The sequence below is a fragment of the Bradyrhizobium sp. SZCCHNPS1003 genome (genome assembly GCF_032381555.1).
Lineage (GTDB): Bacteria > Pseudomonadota > Alphaproteobacteria > Rhizobiales > Xanthobacteraceae > Bradyrhizobium.
The window spans coordinates 12,546-30,951 of sequence record NZ_JAUHIU010000006.1; the positions used below are offsets into that span (position 1 = coordinate 12,546).

The window sequence follows — 18,406 nt, forward strand, 5'->3', positions numbered from 1 at the left end:
CCGCCTCAGGCGCCGGGCCCCTGACTTCCCAGCCATGCGCGCGACACGGCCTCGTTCGAACATGCGTCGGGAGCGCGGGTTTTCCATTATAGTCCGACTTCATGAAAGAGAGCCGAATCGACCCGCAGCCGCTCGCGGCGATGGCGATGAACTGTTGGCCGTCCGCGCTTCTCCTGGCAGCGACGGCGCTTGCCGTCCCGGCACTCGGCGGCCTTGTCAGGCCGGCCTTCGTGCTCGGCTGCGCGGTCGCCGGCTGGTTCGCGTGGCGTCGCAGCCCCGAAGCCCACGTTCAGTCGGCGATCCTGATGTTCGCCTTCGCTCCTTTCGTGCGCCGCCTGGTCGACATCTCCGCAGGATTCGATTCGTCCGGCATCATGTTGAGCGGCCCCCTGCTGTTCATCATCGCGCCAGTTCCGAGTCTGGCACTCTCGCCCTCGGCCAAGGACAGGCCGGGCAATCCCTGGCTCGTGGCGCCGCTCATCATCCTCGCCTGCATCGTCTATGGCGGCGCGCTTTCGATCTTCCAGAACGACTGGTTCAACGCCGCCAATGGCGGAATGAAATGGGCCGCGCCCGTACTCTATGCGATCGCCCTGCAGCAGCGGGCGCAATCCGACGGCGTCCTGCTCGATGCCATCACGCGCGTGTTCCTGCTGGTGCTGCCGCTCACCGGCCTCTACGGCATCTGGCAATATGTCGATCCGCAAGGCTGGGATCGGTTCTGGATGGTGAACGCCAGCATCACCTCGGCCGGCTATCCGCTGCCCTACATGGTGCGCGTGTTCAGCACGATGAACGGCCCGGCCAGCTACGCGACCTTCACGGCCACGGGCCTGCTGCTGGTGGGCTTCCTGCGCCCGGGATGGCTGGCACTGGCGGCGATGGCGCCGGCGGCGCTCGGCCTGTTGCTGTCGCTCTACCGCACCAGCTGGATCACGCTCGCGGTGGGCGTGCTGTTCTGCATGCTGTTCCCCTCGACGCGGCGTCGTGCCGTATCGATCACGGGCGGACTGGTCGGCGCGGTGATCGTCACCGTCATGTTCACGCCGTTCGCGGAGGTCATCACCTCTCGTCTGGAATCGCTCGGCAGCGTGTCGCAGGACAGTAGCGGCAGCGAGCGGCTGGATGAGTTCGTCACGCTGTGGAATGCGCCGAACAGCATGGTCCTGGGATCGGGCTTCACCATCACCGACGTCGGCGTCGCCGGCGCGATGCCGATCGACGGGCAGATCATCGCAAGCTGGGTGACGATGGGCATTCCGGTCGGACTGATCTGCCTCGCAGCCTATGTCTGGGTCGGGCTCGCCGCCACCGGCGCCGCCTGGCGGATGCCGACGCGCGAGGGCGCCGTGCTCGGCGCGCTCGCCATCAGTGCGCTGCTGATCCAGCTGCCGCTGACCAGCATCTCCTCCGGCGAGGTCTCGGCGCTGTTCTGGATGCTCGTCGCCATGGCCTGTCCGCTCGACCAGATGGCCGGCGGCGCACGGCGCACCGTCGCCGCTCGGCAGCATCAGGCCGGCGCCTGATCGGACGTTGCAACGCGCGGCGCGATCACTGCGGCCTGCGACTTCCGGGAGGCCGGCGGTGCAAGCCCGAAGACCGGCAGCAGATGCAGCCGCTGCAGGATGGCATGCGCCATCAGAGGAAGCACGACACCGGCCGCCGTACCGGCCAACAGATAGACCCATGGCGATGGCGGGATGTGCAGCTTGAGCATGATGATGCGCATGCCCGACCCGCTGAGGATGTGCAGGACATAGATCGTCATCGACGCGACGCCTGCGGCCGCAAGCCAGCGATGGCTCGTTGGCGCGAGCAGCTTGCAGAGCCCGACCGTGCCGGCGATCCCGAGCACACAGGCCGGCAGGGAGGCGAGCCCGTTGGCGTCCATGCCGGACAGCTGGCCGCCCAACGCCACTGCGGCCGCAAACGCGATCCCGATCACGGCCAACGCGGACCAGCCGAACGGCCGCCATTCCGCCACCACGCTGACACCGTAGACGCCCGCGACGTAGAACGGCAGATGATGCAGGGTGAGCGCGAGGTCAGGCCGGATCGGCAGCGCGAGGAACACGCAAAGCCCGGCCAGCGCGAGCGTGATCAAGACCGTCCGCGACGGGACCAGCACCGCGATCACGTGGCAGATCATCAGCGCGTAGAGGAACCAGAACTGTGCGATCGGACGATACCAGATCGCGGCGAGATCGCCGGGATGGATCGGGATGTTGGCATCCCGCGCCAGCAGCATCGTGATCCCGCCCTGGATCAACGACCACAGCACGTAGGGATAGGCGATGGTCCAGAGCTTGGACGTGAGGAAGGGACGCGCGCCGCGCCGCAAGCTGTGCTGCACGTTCAAGCCGGCCAGGAAGAAGAACAGCGGCATGTGGAACGTGTAGAGCGTGTAGTCCATCCAGCGCGCGACGGCTCCATCCGGGAAGATGCCCGGGCGCACCAGACCGCCAAGCACGTGACCGTAGACCACCAGGATGACGCCGAGGCCGCGCGCGAAATCGATCCACGCCGTGCGCGCGGTGTCAGCCGTTGCCCTCTGCGTTCCAGCATCCATGCCCGACTTGTCCTGCCCGTGTCGCGCAGCCCGCGCCCGGTCCGCGACTCCTGCGAAGTCAGCGCCGCATTCGTCAAAGTCATAGCGCAGCCGGCTTTGCAGCGCCGTTGGCGCCTGCAAGGGCTTCGGGGGTATTCTCGCGTTAGTCTTAACCAACCGATAAGCCTCTGCTGGGACGGCTGCCGGCTACGCCGGGGATCGCGACCAGAGCCAGGCACGAGGTGGAGACGCTGGCCACCTCACCCGGCGCCGGCGATCAAGCGCGGCGCGTCCGATCCGCTGCGGCCTGGTCGGCACACGCGACTCGGGCTCCCGCGCGGCCCTTCCCAGGGGAACGGCCGACGCAGGGCTCGTTTGCAGCTCATGGCCCAAGAGCTGGCGCCGCATCCCACCCCAAGCCCGGGGCTCACCCGTGCCCTCGAACGCAACATCGAGGCGCTGGTCGACCGGCGCAAGCGCGAGCTGACGGAGGCGACCACCCAGCAGAAGGCGGCCGAAGCGATCACGCGCTTCACGGGGGCGATGACTTTCGTCTATCTGCATCTCACGGTGTTCGGCTTCTGGATCGTCGCCAATCTGCATCTCATCCCCGGCGCGCCCGCCTGGAACGAGAGCTTCGCCGAGTTCGCCATGATCGCGTCGGTCGAGGCGATCTTCCTCTCGACCTTCGTGCCGATCTCGCAGAACCGCATGGCGGCCGAAGCCGACAAGCGCGCCGATCTCGACCTGCAAATCAGCCTGCTGGCGGAGCACGAGCTAACTCAGGTCGTGCTGCTGAACCAGATGGCGCAGCGGATGGGCATCGAGCCGGATGCCAAGCCGGAACTGCGCGACGCGTCGAAGGACATCGCGCAGGAGCGCGTGCTCGACAAGATCGAGGAGGCGCAGCGCTGACGTCGCGCGAGCAGCATGCGGGGCCGGTGTCCCCGCGGTCGTTGCGCTCGCCCGGGCGATGCACAACCGGGGCAGCAAAGGTGGCGCGGTTTCCACTTGCGCGCCACACTCAATCCTCATTCGCCTTGAAGCGCCCGAGTCCCTTGAGGACGAACGGCGCGACGAGCGCAATCAGCGCGACCGCCAGCAGAGTGGCAGAGATCGGCGACTGCAGCAGGGTCATGGGATCGCCGAGGCTGATCGCGAGCGCCCGCCGCAACTGGCTCTCGGCGATCGGCCCGAGGATCAGCCCGACCACGACCGGCGCGATCGGGAAATCGAAGCGGCGCATCAGGAAGCCGAGCACGCCGAAGCCGGCCAGCATCGACAATTCGACCACGGACGGCTTTGCGGCGATCGTCCCCATCGTGGCGAACACGAGGATGCCCGCGTAGAGCCAGGGTGTCGGGATCGCGAGCAGCTTCACCCACAGTCCGACCAGCGGCAGGTTGAGCACCAGCAGCATCGTGTTGGCGATGAACAGGCTAGCGATCAGGCCCCAGACCAGGTCGGGCCGCTCGGCGAACAGCAGCGGGCCCGGATTGAGGCCATATTGCTGGAAGCCGGCGAGCATCATCGCGGCGGTCGCCGAGGTGGGCAGGCCGAGGGTCAGCAGCGGCACCAGCGTGCCCGCGGCGGAGGCGTTGTTGGCGGCCTCAGGACCGGCGACGCCCTCGATCGCGCCCTTACCGAACTGCTCGGGATATTTGGTCAGCCGTCGCTCGGTCGAATAGGACAGGAAGGTGGGGATCTCCGCCCCACCGGCCGGCAGCGCGCCGATCGGAAAGCCGAACATCGTGCCGCGCAGCCACGGCTTCCACGACCGCTTCCAATCCTCGCGCGTCATCCACAGCGAGCCCTTGATGGCCTCGATCTTCTCCTCGCTATGGTGCCGGCGCGAGGCGACGTAGAGCGCCTCGCCGACCGCGAACAGGCCGACCGCCAAGGTCGTCACCTCGACGCCATCGAGCAGCTCCGGCACGCCGAAGGCGAGCCGCGCCTGTCCCGTCAGTTTGTCGATGCCGATCAGGCCGAGCGTCAGGCCGATGAACAGGCTGGTGAGGCCGCGGATCGGTGAATCGCCGAACGTCGCGGACACCGTGACGAAGGCGACGCACATCAGCGCGAAGTAGTCCTCCGGACCGAAGCGCACGGCGATGTCGACGAGATACGGCGACAGGAACGCGAGTCCGATGGTGGCGATGGTGCCCGCGACGAACGAGCCGATTGCCGCCGTCGCCAGCGCCGGGCCGCCGCGGCCGGCCTTGGCCATCTTGTTGCCCTCGAGCGCGGTCGCCATCGAGGCGCTCTCGCCGGGGGTGTTGATCAGGATCGCGGTGGTCGATCCGCCATACATGCCGCCGTAATAGATGCCGGCGAACATGATCAGCGAACCGCCGGGATCGAGCTTGTAGGTCACCGGCAGCAGCAGCGCGACGGTGAGCGCCGGCCCGATGCCCGGCAGCACGCCGACGGCGGTGCCGAGGAACACGCCGACCAGCGCATAGAGCAGGTTCATGGGCTGGACGGCGATCGCCATCCCATGCGCGAGCGCGGCAAAGGTGTCCATCAGAGCAGTCTTTCGAGCGGACCGGCGGGAAGGCTCAGGGTGAGGAGGCGGTCGAATGCGAGATAGATCAGCGTCGTCAGCACCGCGCCGATGATGACGTCGGTGACGAATGCGCGCCGGCCGAACGCGGCCGACGTCGTCACGAACAGCGCGGTGGTCGCCAGGATGAAGCCGCCACCGAAGCCGATGATCGCGATCAAGAGCGCAAGGCCGGCGAGGATCAACAGCACCGCCTTCGGATCGGAGCTCTCGCGCGGCGGCAGGTTGCCTCTGAGGGCATCGATCAGATTGGCCAGTGCAAGAATGCCGAGCCCGATCGCGATCACAACCGGCATGACCTGCGGGCCCATGCCGTACATCGTGGTCGCCGGGATCTGATTGGCGTCATAGACAAGCACGAGCGCGACAGCCGCCAGCAGCGCCGCAATGACGATGCCGGCCTTGTCGACGCCTCCCGAGGCGGGTGTCTCGGTGCCAGCACTCTCCGTCGTCATGACTTGACGAGGCCGACCGACTTCAACACGTCGGTGACGCGGACGTTCTCCTTTTTCAGGAAGTCAGCGAACGCATCACCCGGAAGATAGGCGTCATCCCAGCCCTTCTGCTTCAGGATCTCCTTCCACGCATCCGACTTCACCATCTTCTCGACGGCCTCGCTGAGCGTCTTCTTCTGCTCCGGCGTTATGCCGGGCGCCGCGACCACCGAGCGCCAATTGGCGAGCACGAGATCGATGCCCTGCTCCTTGAAGGTTGGGATGTCGACCCCTGGAATGCGTTTCTCCGAGGACACACCGATGGCGCGCAGCTTGCCGCTCTTGATCTGCCCGTCGTATTCCGACAGGCCGGAAATGCCCGCCGTGACCTTGCCGCCGAGGATCGCCGCCAGCGACTCGCCGCCGCCCGAGAACGGGATGTAGTTGACCTTCTTGGCGTCGGCGCCGACGGCGCCGGCGAACAGCGCTGCCATCACGTGATCGACGCCGCCGGCCGAGCCGCCGGCGAAGGTGACCTTGGCGATGTCGGCCTTCAGCGCCGCGGCGAGATCCTGCGCCGTCTTGATCGGCGAGTTCGCGGGCACGACGATGACCTGGATCTCCTCGGTCAGCCGCGCGATCGGCGTCACCTGCTCCAATGTCACCGGCGACTTGTTCATGGCGAGCGCGCCGACCATGACGAAGCCGTTGACCATCAGTTGGTTGCCGTCGCCCTTGGCGCCGTTGACGAACTGCGCGATGCCGACGGTGCCGCCCGCCCCCGCCACGTTGGTGACCTGGACGCTGCGCGCCACGCCCGACGCCACGAAGGCCTGCTGCATGGCCCGCGCGGTCTGGTCCCAGCCGCCGCCGGGCGCGGCCGGCGCCATCACCTTCAGCTCGAGCTGCTGGGCGAAGGCCGGAGCACCGGCAAGGAAGCTCAAAGCGACGACGGCGCCGAACAGGCGCGTACAGAACGAATTCAAAGCGGTCCTCCACGGTCGGCCGAACGAACGGCTCGCGTTTCTTTTGCCTCTGAGGAGCGGCATTTCAGCGGGAAATGCGGCCCCTGTCCAGACGGGATTGCTCGCGCCGTCGCCCGCGTTGCAGCAGCAGCCCTGGGAGGACGAGACGGTTGTGGGAGGAGCGGCCTAACCGCAAGTCCAGACCATCCCCACTGGCGTCCGCGTCCAGCACGGGCCGAAGCTGCCGCCATTGTAATGGCCGCGATAGAAGCCTGGCTGGCCGAAATAATGCCACTCGCCGTTGTAGAGCATGTATTTCGGCGTACCGTCGATATACCAATGGCGGCGGCTGCCGCGCGGCCCGTTGCGCATGGCCTCCTTGTCGGCATAGAGCGGCAGGCTGTTGTTGGGCGGCTGCTTGTAGCCGGGCAGGAAGCCATAGCCCTGCCAACGGTGCGCCTTGCGCTTGTGCGACGGCGCGGCGGTCGCGATCGCGGGGACCAGCAGCAGAAGCATCACGATCGCGACGATGAAACGATGCGGCATCACGGCAGCCCGATGGGTACGAGGGTCTCGAATCTTCAGTTCGATTGCGGCACGGCAACGGCCGTTCCGTCATGAAATGTTTCAGCGATGCCGCCGATGCGCGCGGCGCGGCGGAGGCGACGGCGGGGCGTAGAAGGGATTGAGATCGCACATCGCCGCACGGCCCGACGCCGTCGCGCGACATTGCGGCAGCGACGTATAGCTGCAGTCGATCCACTCGCCACCGCCAAACCGGCCGCCTTCATAGACCTTCATGCACACGGGATAGCGCGGATCATAGGCCTGGGCGTGAGCCGGCCCCGATATGGCCGAGCCCACCATCAAAGCGACCGCGACAGCGCTGCAGGTCAGGACACGCATTTCGGGACCTCCGGAACGGGTCTCGTCGGCCCAAGCCGATTCCCGAGACCTTGTTGCATCTGCTCTGTATCGCCGGCGCTGGCCGGTCGCAATGACGCCGTTACAGCAGGTCGGCCTGCTCTCCGCCGCGGAACCCCATCGCCAGCACGTAGCGCTCCGACGAATCCTGCCGGCTCGCCGCCGGCTTGACGTGGCGGACGCTGGCGTAATCGCGCTTGAGCTGCGCCATCAAGTCGGCATCGGCGCCGCTCTGGAACGTCTTGGCGAGAAAGCTGCCGCCCGGTTTGAGCACCTCGCTGGCGAAATGCGCGGCGAGTTCGACGAGACCGACGATGCGCAACTGGTCGGTCTTGCGGTGGCCGGTGGTGTTGGCGGCCATGTCCGACATCACCACGTCGGCACGCCCGCCGAGCATCGCGCGAAGCTTTTCCGGCGCATCCTGGGCATGGAAGTCGAGCTGGGCGAAGGTGACGCCGGGGATCTCGCCCATCTCCAGCAGATCGATCGCGATCACCTTGCCCTTCCCGGCTTCGGCCCCGACCCGACGCGCCGCGATCTGGCTCCAGCCGCCGGGTGCGGCGCCGAGATCGACCACCGTCATGCCGGGCTTGAGCAGCCGGTATTTGTCATCGATCTCGAGCAGCTTGTAGGCCGCGCGCGAGCGATAGCCGTCGCGCTTGGCCTGGACGACATAGGGATCGTTGAGCTGGCGCTCCAGCCAGAGCTTCGAGGACAGCTTGCGCTTGCCTCCGGTCTTGACCTGCACATGCATGCGGCCGGTCGTGTCTTTTGCCATGTGTTTCTCGGTCGTCGTGACCAGACGCGGGAGGCGAAAATCCGTCCATGCTCGAGGTCTGGCGGAACTACAAAGGTCACCCTCCCCTGGAGGGGGAGAGTCGATCGGGAGCGAAGCGAGCGATCGGGGTGGGGTGAGCCACACGAAGACTGCTCGTGGAACTCACCCCACCCCGTCTCACATTGCGCTGCGCTCCATGTGAGACGACCCTCCCCCTCCAGGGGAGGGTGAAGTCGCTACGCCGTGCGCAGCGCACCGTCTTCGCGCATCATCTCGACCAGCATGCCCTCGCGCAGGCCGCGATCGGCGACGCGCAGCCGCGGCAGCGGAAACGCCAGGCGAATCGCGTCGAGAATGGCGCAGCCCGCGAGCACGAGGTCGGCGCGGTCGATGCTGATGCAGTTGTTCTCGGCGCGCTCCTGGTAGCTCATCGCCAGCAGCTTGGCGATCGTCGTCGTGATGTCGGCATCGTTGATCCAGATGCCGTCGACCCGGCGCCGATCGTAGCGCGCGAGGTTGAGATGAATGCCGCCGAGCGTCGTCACGGTGCCGGAGGTGCCGAGCAGGTGCATGCCGGAGAGGTCGCCGCCGTTCTCGGCCGCGAACGGCCCGACATGCTCGGCCACGGCCTCGACCATGGCGGCATAGATCTCTGGCGTCACGTCGCGGCCGCCGAAGCGTTCGGCCAGCGTCACGACGCCGAGCGGGATCGACATCCAGGCCTTGATCCTCGGCTCGGCGTTGCGGTCTGCCGGATCGCGCTCGATCCGCACCAGCTCGCTGGAGCCGCCGCCAATGTCGAACAGGATGGCCCCGCGCCCGCCTGGATCCAGTAGCGGCGCGCAGCCCTTGACGGCCAGCGCCGCCTCGGTCTCGCGGTCGATCACCTCGAGCTCGATGCCGGTCTCCGCCGCCACCCGGCTGCGGAACCCCTCCGCATTGGAGGCGGCGCGGCAGGCCTCGGTCGCGATCAGACGCAGGCGGCTGGCCTTCTTGGATTGGATCTTGTCCCGGCAGATGCTGAGCGCGGCGATGGCCCGATCCATCGCCGCATCGCTGATGCAGCCGGTGGTCGAGATGCCCTCGCCCAGCCGGACAATGCGCGAGAAGGAGTCGACCACGCGGAAACTGTCGCCCGAAGGACAGGCGATCAGGAGCCGGCAATTGTTGGTTCCGAGGTCCAGGGCCGCGTAGACGCTGCTGCCATTGCTGGCGCAGGAAGGCGTCGCGACGTCCAGACCCGGACGCAAGCCGGGCTCCAGGTTCCCGCGCGGCGTGGGACTCTCCCGCAGCCGCGTGTCATTGATCATTCAAATGTCTTTCCGCTGGCCGAACCGGCTCAGATGGAAGTTCTCTTTCGTGAGACATTATCAGTGGATAGCGCCGGCGCAACAGCCCCTCCGTCAGGCGTGATGCACCATTCCTAATCAACCGTTGTCCGGCCGCGGGCGCTGCACTATCTGGGAACAGCCCGCATTTGCGACCAATCCAGCCTCTTGGGTCCTCATTCATGCAAGATCACACCGTCCCGGCCTCCCTCGAAAACGCGATCGCGCTGCAGAAATTCGGCGTCGGGCAGCCGGTCCGGCGCAAGGAGGACGACACGCTGGTGCGCGGTCACGGCAAATATACCGACGATTTCAACCTGCCCGGCCAGGCCCATGCCTGGATCGTCCGCTCCAGCCACGCCCATGGCATCATCAAGAGGATCGACACCGCGGCCGCCAAGGCCATGCCCGGCGTGCTCGGGGTGTGGACTGGAGCCGACCTCGCCGGAGCCAACTATGGCCCGTTCACCTGCGGCCTGCCGCTGAAGGGCCGGGACGGCTCGCCGCTGCTGCAGACCAACCGGCCGGCGCTCGTCACCGACAAGGTGCGCTTCGTCGGTGACCCCGTCGCGTTCGTGGTGGCGGAGACCGCGGCCCAGGCCCGCGACGCGGCCGAGGCGGTCGAGTTCGATATCGAGCCCCTGCCCGCGGTCACCAATGCCGAGGAAGCCGCCAAGCCCGGCGCGCCGCAGCTCTATGACCATATCCCCAACAACGTCGCGCTCGATTATCATTACGGCGACACGGCCAAGATCGAAGAGGCCTTCGCCAAGGCCGCGCACGTCACCAAGCTCGACATCGTCAACACCCGCGTCGCCGTGGTGTCGATGGAGCCGCGCGTGGCGCTCGCCGCGTTCGACGGCAAGACCGAGCGCTTCACCTTGCAGGTGCCGACCCAGGGCGTGTCCGGCAACAAGGCGACGCTGGCCAAGATCCTCAACGTCGCACCGGACAAGGTCCGCATCCTCACCACCAATGTCGGCGGCTCCTTCGGGATGAAGAACGTCTCCTATCCCGAATACGTCTGCATCCTGCACGCCGCCAAGCAGCTGGGACGTCCGGTGAAGTGGCGCGACGAGCGTACCACCGCCTTCCTGTCGGACAGCCAGGGCCGCGACCAGATCATCCATGGCGAGCTGGCGCTGGATGCCGACGGCAAGTTCCTCGCCGTGCGGCTGTCAGGCTATGGCAATCTCGGCGCCTACATCATGGGCGTGGCGCCGCTGCCGCTGTCGCTCAACACCGGCAAGAACCTCGCCAGCGTCTACAAGACGCCGCTGCTCGGCGTCGATATCAAGACCGTGCTGACCAACGTCACCTTGATGGGCGCGTATCGCGGCGCCGGCCGTCCCGAGGCGAACTACTTCATGGAGCGGCTGATCGACACCGCCGCGCGCGAGATGGGTATCGACCGTCTCACCATCCGCAAGCGCAACTTCATCAAGCCGAGCCAGATGCCGTTCCCGGCCGCGTCGGGCGTCACCTACGACTCCGGCGACTTCGCCGCGGTGTTCGAGAAGGCGCTGCAGGTCTCCGACTACGCCGGCTTCGCCAAGCGCAAGCGCGAGAGCCGCAAGAACGGCAAGCTGCGCGGTATCGCGGTCGGCTCGTATCTTGAGGTGACAGCGCCGCCGTCGGGCGAGCTCGGCAAGATCACCTTCGATGCCGATGGCGGCGTGACCCTGACGACCGGCACGCTCGATTACGGCCAGGGCCACGCCACGCCGTTCGCGCAGGTGCTGTCGGCGCAACTCGGCGTGCCCTTCGACAAGATCCGGCTGGAGCAAAGCGACTCTGATCTCGTGCGGTTCGGCAACGGCACCGGCGGCTCACGCTCGATCACGGCGACCGGCCAGGCCATTGTCGAATCCTCGCAGCTCGTGATCGCCAAGGGCAAGCAGGCCGCCGCGCATCTGCTCGAAGCCTCGGAGGCCGACATCGAGTTCAATGGCGGCCAATTCACCATCGCCGGCACCGACCGCAGCATCGACATCATGGAGCTGGCGCGCCGCCTACGCGAGGGTAAGATGCCCGAGGGCGTGCCGGCCTCGCTCGACGTCGACCACAACTCGACCGTCACCGAGTCGACCTTCCCCAATGGCTGCCACGTCTGCGAGGTCGAGATCGAGCCGGACACCGGCGTCGCGCAGATCGTCGCGTATACCGCAATCAACGACTTCGGCACGGTGATCAATCCGATGATCGTCGCCGGCCAGCTGCATGGTGGCGTCGCCCAGGGCATCGGCCAGGCGCTGATGGAGCATCTGCGCTACGACGAGAGCGGCCAGCCGATCACCGGCTCGCTGATGGACTACGCGCTGCCGCGCGCCTCCGATGTGCCGATGATGACGGTGGACAACCATCCGGTGCCCGCCAAGAGCAATCCCTTGGGCACCAAGGGCTGCGGCGAGGCCGGCTGCGCCGGCTCGATGGCGAGTGTGATCAATGCGGTGATCGACGCACTGTCGGATTACGGTGTGAAGCATCTCGACATGCCGCTGACCACCGAGAAGCTCTGGCGCGCGATCCAGGACGGCAAGGCGAAGACCGCGGCGTAGCTGCTTCGCAGCGCTCGCGATGAGGCGAAAACATCTCATTGCCAAACGAAAAGCCCGTAGCCCGCATGAGCGCAGCGATATGCGGGGTCTCACGGGCCGTATCGGTGAACCCGGATGTCGCTCCCGCCTGCACCCGCTGGGCACCGGCGTGCGCGCATCCGGGCTACGGACTGTCGAGATTGGGCCGCGGGTCCTCTCCACGTCATTGCGAGCGTAGCGCGTAGCGAAGCAATCCAGAATCCTTCCACGGAGACAGTCTGGATTGCTTCGCTGCGCTCGCAATGACGAGAGCGTGGGGCGACCAGCATGCCCCAATCTCAACTGTCATCGTCCGCATGCGGACGATCCAATACTCCGAGGCGGTTACGATTCAGCCGAGACGTCGCGGCGTACTGGATGCTCCGCCTGCGCGGAGCATGACAGCTGCTTTATGGATGCCGCCTGCCTTTTACCACTACGCCGCCGCCTGCGCGCGCGGCTGGTAGATCGCCACATGGTGACAGTGCGCCAGCGGCCGCGTGCCGTTCGCCACCACCAGCGCATCGATCTCGACGAAGCGGTGCCCCTTCTTCTCGTAGTTCGCGACCACCCGGCCACGCGCGGTGATCTCGTCGGTTTCGGCAATCGCCGACAGCAGCTGCATGCGGCTGCCGACGTGAATCCACGGACCGAGCACGATGTTGTCGACCAGCAGGCGGTTCATCACCCGCTGCAGCATGCCGGGATGACCGAGCCGCTCGCTGGAATAGATCGGATCGCGCTCGCGGATCTCGGCGAGATAGGCCGTCGCCGCCTGCCCCGGCCAGGCGCGTGGCGCAGTGCCCAGCCAGCTGCCGACGGCGAACGAGTCTGCGCCGATCGCCGACCGCACCGCTGCTGGCGGAACATCGCGATAGCCGGCCAGCACCACGTCGGGCGCCGCCGCCGGCAACGACGCGGAACCGGTGGCGCAGATCTCGCCTTTACTCGTCACCTCCAGGCGGAGCCCGTCGCCGACCTCCTCCGCCCTGACCTCGGCGATCTCGCCGTCATAGACCGGCTTGGTGAACCGCGCCTCGATCAGCCCACGTTCCAAGAACGCCCGCCCCCAGCGCGCGACCGGCTGATGCAGCATATAGGCCAGCACCTCGACGCCGGGCACGAGGCCGCCGGCAAAGCCGAACCGCCGGGCCACGCTGTCGTCGTGCATCTTGTTCTCGGACTGCTTGGCCGTGTTGAACGCCTCGACCGCATACGCCGCGATTCCGTCTGCCATCCTTGCCTCCCGTTGCCCCATTTTTGGCCGATGGTAGCGGCCGGAAAGGCCGTGGCAAGCGGCGCGTTTGGCTCGCAATTCCCGCTGCGATGGAGTACCAACCGGACCATTCCAACCGATGGCCCGATGACGACCGAAACCGCCCCGATCAACATCTATGTCGACGCCGACGCCTGCCCGGTGAAGGACGAGATCTACCGCGTCGCGATCCGGCACGGTCTGCCGGTGATCGTCGTCGCCGGCGGCTTCATCCGCGTGCCGGAGGATCCGTTGATCACGCGCGTGGCGGCCGGCAGCGGCATGGATGCCGCGGATGACTGGATCGCAGAGCGCGCCGGCGCCGACGACATCGTCGTCACCGCGGACATTCCGCTGGCGAGCCGCTGCGTCAAGGCCGGCAGCGCCGTGATCGCACCGAACGGCAAGCCGTTCACCGAGGAGTCGATCGGCATGACGCTCGCCGTGCGCAACCTCATGACCGATCTGCGGTCATCGGGCGAGGTAACCGGCGGCCCGCGCTCGTTCACGCCGCGCGACCGCTCGACCTTCCTCTCCACCCTCGATACCACGATCCGCCGCCTGCAGCGCCAGCGCGCGGCGCGGGTCCAGCAGCAAAGCTAGAGATATGGCGCCGCCTCTCATCCAACTCAAAGACATCCGCCTGACCTTCGGCGGCACCGCGCTGCTGCAGGGCGTCGAACTGTCGGTCTCGCCCGGCGAGCGCGTCTGCCTGATCGGCCGCAACGGCTCCGGCAAGTCGACGCTGCTCAAGATCGCCGCCGGCCTCGTCGAATGCGACAGCGGCACCCGCTTCGTGCAGCCGGGTGCCACGGTTCGCTATCTGCCGCAGGAGCCGGATTTCTCCGGCCATGCCACCACGCTGTCCTATGTCGAGGCCGGGCTCGGCCCGGGCGACGATCACTATCAGGCGCGCTATCTCGTCGAGCAGCTCGGACTGACTGGAGAAGAGGATCCCGCGCATGTCTCCGGCGGCGAGGCGCGCCGCGCGGCGCTGGCGCGCGTGCTTGCGCCCAACCCCGACATCCTGCTGCTGGACGAGCCGACCAACCACCTCGACCTCACGACCATCGAGTGGCTGGAGAACGAGCTCGACGGCCGAAGCTCGGCGCTGGTGCTGATCAGTCACGATCGTCGTTTCCTCACCAATCTGTCCCGCGCGACAGCGTGGCTCGACCGCGGCCAGATCAGGCAGATCGACCGCGGCTTTGCGGCGTTCGAGGCGTGGCGCGACGAGGTGCTGGCGGAGGAAGAACGCGAGCAGCACAAGCTCGACCGCAAGATCGTCAACGAAGAGCACTGGCTGCGCTACGGCGTCTCCGGCCGCCGCAAGCGCAACGTCAAACGGCTCGCCAATCTGCATGCGCTGCGCCAGCAGCGCCGCGACTATCGCGGCACGGCGGGCGCCGCCAACCTCGCCGCGGCCGAGGCCGACAAGTCCGGCAAGCTGGTGATCGAAGCGAAGGGCGCATCGAAGAGCTATGGTGATCGCAAGATCGTCGACAACTTCTCCATCCGCATCCAGCGCGGCGACCGCATCGGCATCGTCGGCCCCAACGGCGCCGGCAAGACCACGCTGGTCAACCTGCTCACCGGCGGCAGCGAGCCGGACAGCGGCAGCATCCGGCTCGGCGTCAATCTGGAGACGGCGACGCTCGACCAGCACCGCGAGAGCCTCGATCCCCGGACGACGCTCGCCGAAGCGCTGACCGGCGGCCGCGGCGATCACGTCATGGTGGCCGGCAAGCCGAAGCACGTCGTCGGCTACATGGAGGACTTCCTGTTCTCGCGCGAGCAGATGCGCACGCCGCTCGAAGTGCTCTCCGGGGGCGAGCGCGGCCGGCTGATGCTGGCGCGCGCGCTGGCCAAGCCATCGAACCTGCTGGTGCTGGACGAGCCGACCAACGATCTCGACTTGGAGACACTCGACGTGCTCGAGGACATGCTCGGCGACTACGAGGGCACGGTGATCCTGATCAGCCACGACCGCGACTTCCTCGATCGCGTGGTCACCTCGGTGATCGTCCCCGAGGGCAACGGCAAATGGCAGGAATACGCAGGCGGCTACAGCGACATGCTGGCGCAGCGCGGCGCCGACCTGAAGCGCCAGCATGCCAAGGCGGCGGAGGAGAAGAAGGAAACCAAGCACGCGGCCGCGGCGCCTGCGAGCGCGCCGAAGCGCAAGCTCTCCTTCAACGAGAAGCACGCACTGGAGACCTTGCCGAAGACGATCGCCAAGCTGCAAGCCGAGATCGCCAAGCAGCAGGCCGTGCTCGCCGACCCCGCGCTGTATGCGAAAGACCGCAAGAAATTCGACGCCGCCTCCCTCGCGATCGCCACTGCGCAAGCCGAGCTCACCGCCGCCGAAGACCGCTGGTTGGAGCTCGAAGTGCTGCGCGAGGAGATCGAGGGCGCGTGACGTTCATCGAAATCACTTCGTCATTGCGAGCGAAGCGACATGTCCGCCATAGCCCGAAGGGCGACGGCGGAAGCAATCCAGGGCTGCAGTCGTGACTCTGGATTGCTTCGTCGCTTCGCTCCTCGCAATGACGGCAACATGGAGTAAATGACATGACCACCCCGCTCGCCGCCAGGATCGCCCGGGAGTACGGCACGCCGTGCGCCGTCATCGACATGGACAGGGTCGAGCGTAACATCGCACGCATTCAGGCCCAGTGCGAGGCCGCGGGCGTCGCCAACCGGCCGCACATCAAGACCCACAAGAGCCCGGTGCTGGCCAAGCTGCAGATCGAGGCGGGCGCGCAAGGAGTCACCTGCCAGAAGATCGGCGAGGCTGAGATCATGGCGGATGCCGGCATCGACAATATCCTGATCAGCTACAACCTGATCGGCGAGGAAAAGATGGCGCGCCTCGCCGCGCTGCAAGCCAAGGCCAACATGACGGTTGCCGCCGACAACGCGACCGTGATCTCCGGCCTGCCGCAGGCGGCAAAGCAATCCGGCCGCACGCTCTCGGTCGTGGTCGAATGCGACACCGGGCGCAAGCGCGCCGGCGTCGAGACGCCGACGGAAGCGATCCAGCTCGCGCGCCAGATCGCAGCGTCAGACGGCCTGCGCTTCGCCGGCTTCATGCTGTACCCGACCGAGACCGGCTGGGACGAGGCGCAGCACTTCTATGACGAGGCCCTGGCCGGCGTTCGCGCCGAAGGGCTGGAGGCTGCCATCGTCTCGACCGGCGGCTCGCCCAACCTGAAGAATCTCGGCAAGCTCAAGGGCGCCACCGAGCACCGGCCCGGCACCTACATCTACAACGACCGCATGCAGGTCGCCGCCGGTGTCGCCAGCTGGGACGACTGCGCGCTGCACATCTACTCCACCGTCGTCAGCCGCGCCGCGCCCGAGCGCGGCATCCTCGACGCCGGCTCGAAGACGCTGACGACCGACACCGGCGGCCTCGACGGCCACGGCCTGATCCTGGAGCACCCGGAAGCGAAGATCGCGCGCTTCGCCGAGGAGCACGGCTTCCTCGATCTCTCCCGCAGCAACACCCGCCCCAATGTCGGCGACGTCGTGCGCATCATCCCCAACCACGTCTGCGTCGTCGTCAACATGATGGACGAGGTCGTGATGGTCCGCGGCGAGGAGATCCTGGGCACGTTGCCGGTCGCGGCGCGGGGCAAGCTGCGGTAGGACGAAGCTCTCTCGCAGCGTCACTGCGAGGAGCGAAGCGACGATGACGAGAAATCTGTAGGGTGGGCAAAGACGCGAAGCGTCGTGCCCACCGCGTTCTTGTACGAATGCCAATGGTGGGCACGCTTCGCTTTGCCCACCCTACAATTCGAGCCGCTTCAAGACGCCCCTGCCCGCGGCGGCCCCGGTCGCGAACGAGGCTTGCAGCAGATAGCCGCCGGTCGGGGCTTCCCAATCGAGCATCTCGCCGGCGGCGAACACACCGGGCAGGCGTTTGAGCATGTAATCGGCGTCAAGCTCGTCATGCGCGATGCCGCCGGCGCTGGAGATGGCGCGGGCGAGTCCGGCTGTGCCCGTCAGCTTCAGCGGCACGGCATTGATCAGTGCCGCGAGACGATCGGGCGGCAGCGACGAGAGTGACAGGCCGTGCGCCTTGGCCGCCTCCTGCAGCAGCCCGATCGCCACCGGCGACAACTGCACCGCCTTGCGCAGCACGTTCGAGAACGACTGCTTGCCGCGCGGTGCCGAGAGCCGCGTGATGAGATCGGCTGTCGCGAGGTCGGGCCGCAGCGCGACGTGCAGGATCGCCCCCCCTGTCAGCGCGATCGCCTCGCGCAGCTCGGCCGACAGCGCATAAACGGCGCCGCCCTCAATGCCATCGCGCGTAACGATAGCCTCGCCGCGGACGCTGCGATCAGCAAACGACAGCGCGATGCCTTTGAGCGGCTGGCCTTCGAAGCGGCCGCGGAAGATGTCCGACCAGGCGACAGTGAAGCCGCAATTGGCCGGCCGCAGCGGCGCAATCGCGACACCCTTCGCGGCGAGAAGCGATACCCAGCCCCCGTCGGAGCCGAGCCGCGGCCAGCTGGCGCCGCCGAGCGCGAGCACGGTCGCATCGGCCGTGATCGCGCGCAGTCCTGCCGGTGTCTCGAATGTCAGCCGCCCTGCCTCGTCCCAGCCGGTCCAGCGATGCCGCAGCTCGAAGCGCACACCCTGCGTGGCCAGCCGGCGCAGCCACGCGCGCAGCAGCGGCGAGGCCTTCATTGCCCTCGGAAACACGCGGCCCGAGGAGCCGACGAAGGTCGGCTCGCCCAGCGCCTCGCACCAGTCGCGCAGCCGCTGCGGCGGGAACGCGCGGATCGCCGGATCAAGCCACGCCGCCGCCTCGCGGTAGCGCGCCAGGAAGGCGGGCAGCTCTTCGCTATGGGTAAGGTTGAGGCCGCCGCGACCGGCCATCAGAAACTTACGCGCCACCGACGGCATCGCATCGTAGACGGTGACGGCGGTCCCGCCCTCGGCCAGCACCTCGGCCGCCATCAGTCCGGCCGGGCCGGCTCCGATGACGGCGACTTGGTTTGAAGAGGACATGGCGCCAATCTAGGCC

At 67.2% G+C, this 18,406-nt stretch carries 16 protein-coding genes; 6 read left to right on the forward strand and 10 right to left on the reverse strand.

Annotation, left to right across the window (positions count from 1 at the left end; all coding sequences use genetic code 11):
- Window positions 1-101: 101 nt before the first annotated feature.
- Entirely contained in the window at window positions 102-1,526 is a 1,425-nt protein-coding gene (locus tag QX126_RS11415) for an O-antigen ligase domain-containing protein (protein ID WP_315781007.1), read from the forward strand.
- On the opposite strand, the gene QX126_RS11420 is transcribed toward QX126_RS11415, so the two are convergent.
- Entirely contained in the window at window positions 1,511-2,569 is a 1,059-nt protein-coding gene (locus tag QX126_RS11420; protein ID WP_315781009.1) for an acyltransferase, read from the reverse strand. The two genes, QX126_RS11415 and QX126_RS11420, sit on opposite strands and share 16 nt — an antisense overlap.
- Window positions 2,570-2,932: 363 nt before the next feature.
- Here QX126_RS11420 and QX126_RS11425 point away from each other — a divergent pair, with 363 nt between their 5' ends.
- The gene (locus QX126_RS11425) at window positions 2,933-3,463 is read left to right on the forward strand and encodes a DUF1003 domain-containing protein (protein ID WP_315781010.1); all 531 of its coding nucleotides are present in this window, start codon (window positions 2,933-2,935) and stop codon (window positions 3,461-3,463) included.
- 109 nt (window positions 3,464-3,572) lie between these two features.
- On the opposite strand, the gene QX126_RS11430 is transcribed toward QX126_RS11425, so the two are convergent.
- The 7 genes from QX126_RS11430 to QX126_RS11460 form a co-directional block, all read right to left on the reverse strand.
- Complete coding sequence (locus QX126_RS11430; RefSeq protein ID WP_315781012.1) at window positions 3,573-5,072, reverse strand: tripartite tricarboxylate transporter permease; 1,500 nt, start codon at window positions 5,070-5,072, stop codon at window positions 3,573-3,575.
- Window positions 5,072-5,566, reverse strand: a complete 495-nt coding sequence (locus QX126_RS11435) for a tripartite tricarboxylate transporter TctB family protein (RefSeq protein ID WP_315781014.1) — start codon at window positions 5,564-5,566, stop codon at window positions 5,072-5,074. The genes QX126_RS11430 and QX126_RS11435 overlap by 1 nt, the downstream gene beginning before the upstream one ends.
- Complete coding sequence (locus QX126_RS11440) at window positions 5,563-6,531, reverse strand: Bug family tripartite tricarboxylate transporter substrate binding protein (RefSeq protein ID WP_315781015.1); 969 nt, start codon at window positions 6,529-6,531, stop codon at window positions 5,563-5,565. Before QX126_RS11440 ends, QX126_RS11435 begins: the two co-directional genes overlap by 4 nt.
- Window positions 6,532-6,696: 165 nt before the next feature.
- Complete coding sequence (locus QX126_RS11445; protein ID WP_315739174.1) at window positions 6,697-7,056, reverse strand: hypothetical protein; 360 nt, start codon at window positions 7,054-7,056, stop codon at window positions 6,697-6,699.
- An 81-nt stretch (window positions 7,057-7,137) separates the two neighbouring features.
- On the reverse strand, window positions 7,138-7,416 hold the full coding sequence (locus tag QX126_RS11450; protein WP_315739173.1) for a DUF3551 domain-containing protein: 279 nt from the start codon (window positions 7,414-7,416) through the stop codon (window positions 7,138-7,140).
- A 100-nt stretch (window positions 7,417-7,516) separates the two neighbouring features.
- Window positions 7,517-8,212: an RlmE family RNA methyltransferase gene (locus tag QX126_RS11455; RefSeq protein WP_315781017.1), complete on the reverse strand. Its 696-nt coding sequence runs from the start codon at window positions 8,210-8,212 to the stop codon at window positions 7,517-7,519.
- A 236-nt stretch (window positions 8,213-8,448) separates the two neighbouring features.
- The gene (locus QX126_RS11460) at window positions 8,449-9,522 is read right to left on the reverse strand and encodes a Ppx/GppA phosphatase family protein (protein ID WP_315739171.1); all 1,074 of its coding nucleotides are present in this window, start codon (window positions 9,520-9,522) and stop codon (window positions 8,449-8,451) included.
- Between the two features lie 200 nt (window positions 9,523-9,722).
- Here QX126_RS11460 and QX126_RS11465 point away from each other — a divergent pair, with 200 nt between their 5' ends.
- Window positions 9,723-12,098 carry a xanthine dehydrogenase family protein molybdopterin-binding subunit gene (locus QX126_RS11465; protein ID WP_315781018.1) on the forward strand — a complete coding sequence of 792 codons (2,376 nt, stop codon included), beginning with the start codon at window positions 9,723-9,725 and terminating at the stop codon, window positions 12,096-12,098.
- A gap of 454 nt (window positions 12,099-12,552) precedes the next feature.
- Here QX126_RS11465 and QX126_RS11470 read toward each other — a convergent pair whose 3' ends face one another.
- Complete coding sequence (locus tag QX126_RS11470; protein WP_315781020.1) at window positions 12,553-13,353, reverse strand: hypothetical protein; 801 nt, start codon at window positions 13,351-13,353, stop codon at window positions 12,553-12,555.
- Window positions 13,354-13,479: 126 nt separating this feature from the next.
- Between QX126_RS11470 and QX126_RS11475 the strand changes: the two genes are divergently transcribed.
- The 3 genes from QX126_RS11475 to QX126_RS11485 all read left to right on the forward strand — a co-directional run bounded on the left by QX126_RS11475 (window position 13,480) and on the right by QX126_RS11485 (window position 17,022).
- A complete protein-coding gene (locus QX126_RS11475; RefSeq protein WP_315781022.1) occupies window positions 13,480-13,974 on the forward strand; it encodes a YaiI/YqxD family protein in 495 nt (164 codons plus the stop codon).
- Between the two features lie 4 nt (window positions 13,975-13,978).
- Window positions 13,979-15,790 (forward strand): ABC-F family ATP-binding cassette domain-containing protein, encoded by a 1,812-nt coding sequence (locus QX126_RS11480; protein ID WP_315776847.1) that lies wholly within the window; start codon window positions 13,979-13,981, stop codon window positions 15,788-15,790.
- Between the two features lie 152 nt (window positions 15,791-15,942).
- Window positions 15,943-17,022 carry a D-TA family PLP-dependent enzyme gene (locus QX126_RS11485; protein WP_315781023.1) on the forward strand — a complete coding sequence of 360 codons (1,080 nt, stop codon included), beginning with the start codon at window positions 15,943-15,945 and terminating at the stop codon, window positions 17,020-17,022.
- A gap of 141 nt (window positions 17,023-17,163) precedes the next feature.
- Here QX126_RS11485 and QX126_RS11490 read toward each other — a convergent pair whose 3' ends face one another.
- Entirely contained in the window at window positions 17,164-18,390 is a 1,227-nt protein-coding gene (locus tag QX126_RS11490; RefSeq protein WP_315781025.1) for a TIGR03862 family flavoprotein, read from the reverse strand.
- Window positions 18,391-18,406: the final 16 nt, after the last annotated feature.

Coding starts and splice junctions, on each gene's coding strand:
- QX126_RS11415 (WP_315781007.1), top strand. CDS start 102: ATGAAAGAGAGCCGAATCGACCCGCAGCCGCTCGCGGCGATGGCGATG.
- QX126_RS11420 (WP_315781009.1), bottom strand. CDS start 2,569: ATGGATGCTGGAACGCAGAGGGCAACGGCTGACACCGCGCGCACGGCG.
- QX126_RS11425 (WP_315781010.1), top strand. CDS start 2,933: ATGGCCCAAGAGCTGGCGCCGCATCCCACCCCAAGCCCGGGGCTCACC.
- QX126_RS11430 (WP_315781012.1), bottom strand. CDS start 5,072: ATGGACACCTTTGCCGCGCTCGCGCATGGGATGGCGATCGCCGTCCAG.
- QX126_RS11435 (WP_315781014.1), bottom strand. CDS start 5,566: ATGACGACGGAGAGTGCTGGCACCGAGACACCCGCCTCGGGAGGCGTC.
- QX126_RS11445 (WP_315739174.1), bottom strand. CDS start 7,056: ATGCCGCATCGTTTCATCGTCGCGATCGTGATGCTTCTGCTGCTGGTC.
- QX126_RS11450 (WP_315739173.1), bottom strand. CDS start 7,416: ATGCGTGTCCTGACCTGCAGCGCTGTCGCGGTCGCTTTGATGGTGGGC.
- QX126_RS11455 (WP_315781017.1), bottom strand. CDS start 8,212: ATGGCAAAAGACACGACCGGCCGCATGCATGTGCAGGTCAAGACCGGA.
- QX126_RS11460 (WP_315739171.1), bottom strand. CDS start 9,522: ATGATCAATGACACGCGGCTGCGGGAGAGTCCCACGCCGCGCGGGAAC.
- QX126_RS11465 (WP_315781018.1), top strand. CDS start 9,723: ATGCAAGATCACACCGTCCCGGCCTCCCTCGAAAACGCGATCGCGCTG.
- QX126_RS11470 (WP_315781020.1), bottom strand. CDS start 13,353: ATGGCAGACGGAATCGCGGCGTATGCGGTCGAGGCGTTCAACACGGCC.
- QX126_RS11475 (WP_315781022.1), top strand. CDS start 13,480: ATGACGACCGAAACCGCCCCGATCAACATCTATGTCGACGCCGACGCC.
- QX126_RS11480 (WP_315776847.1), top strand. CDS start 13,979: ATGGCGCCGCCTCTCATCCAACTCAAAGACATCCGCCTGACCTTCGGC.
- QX126_RS11485 (WP_315781023.1), top strand. CDS start 15,943: ATGACCACCCCGCTCGCCGCCAGGATCGCCCGGGAGTACGGCACGCCG.
- QX126_RS11490 (WP_315781025.1), bottom strand. CDS start 18,390: ATGTCCTCTTCAAACCAAGTCGCCGTCATCGGAGCCGGCCCGGCCGGA.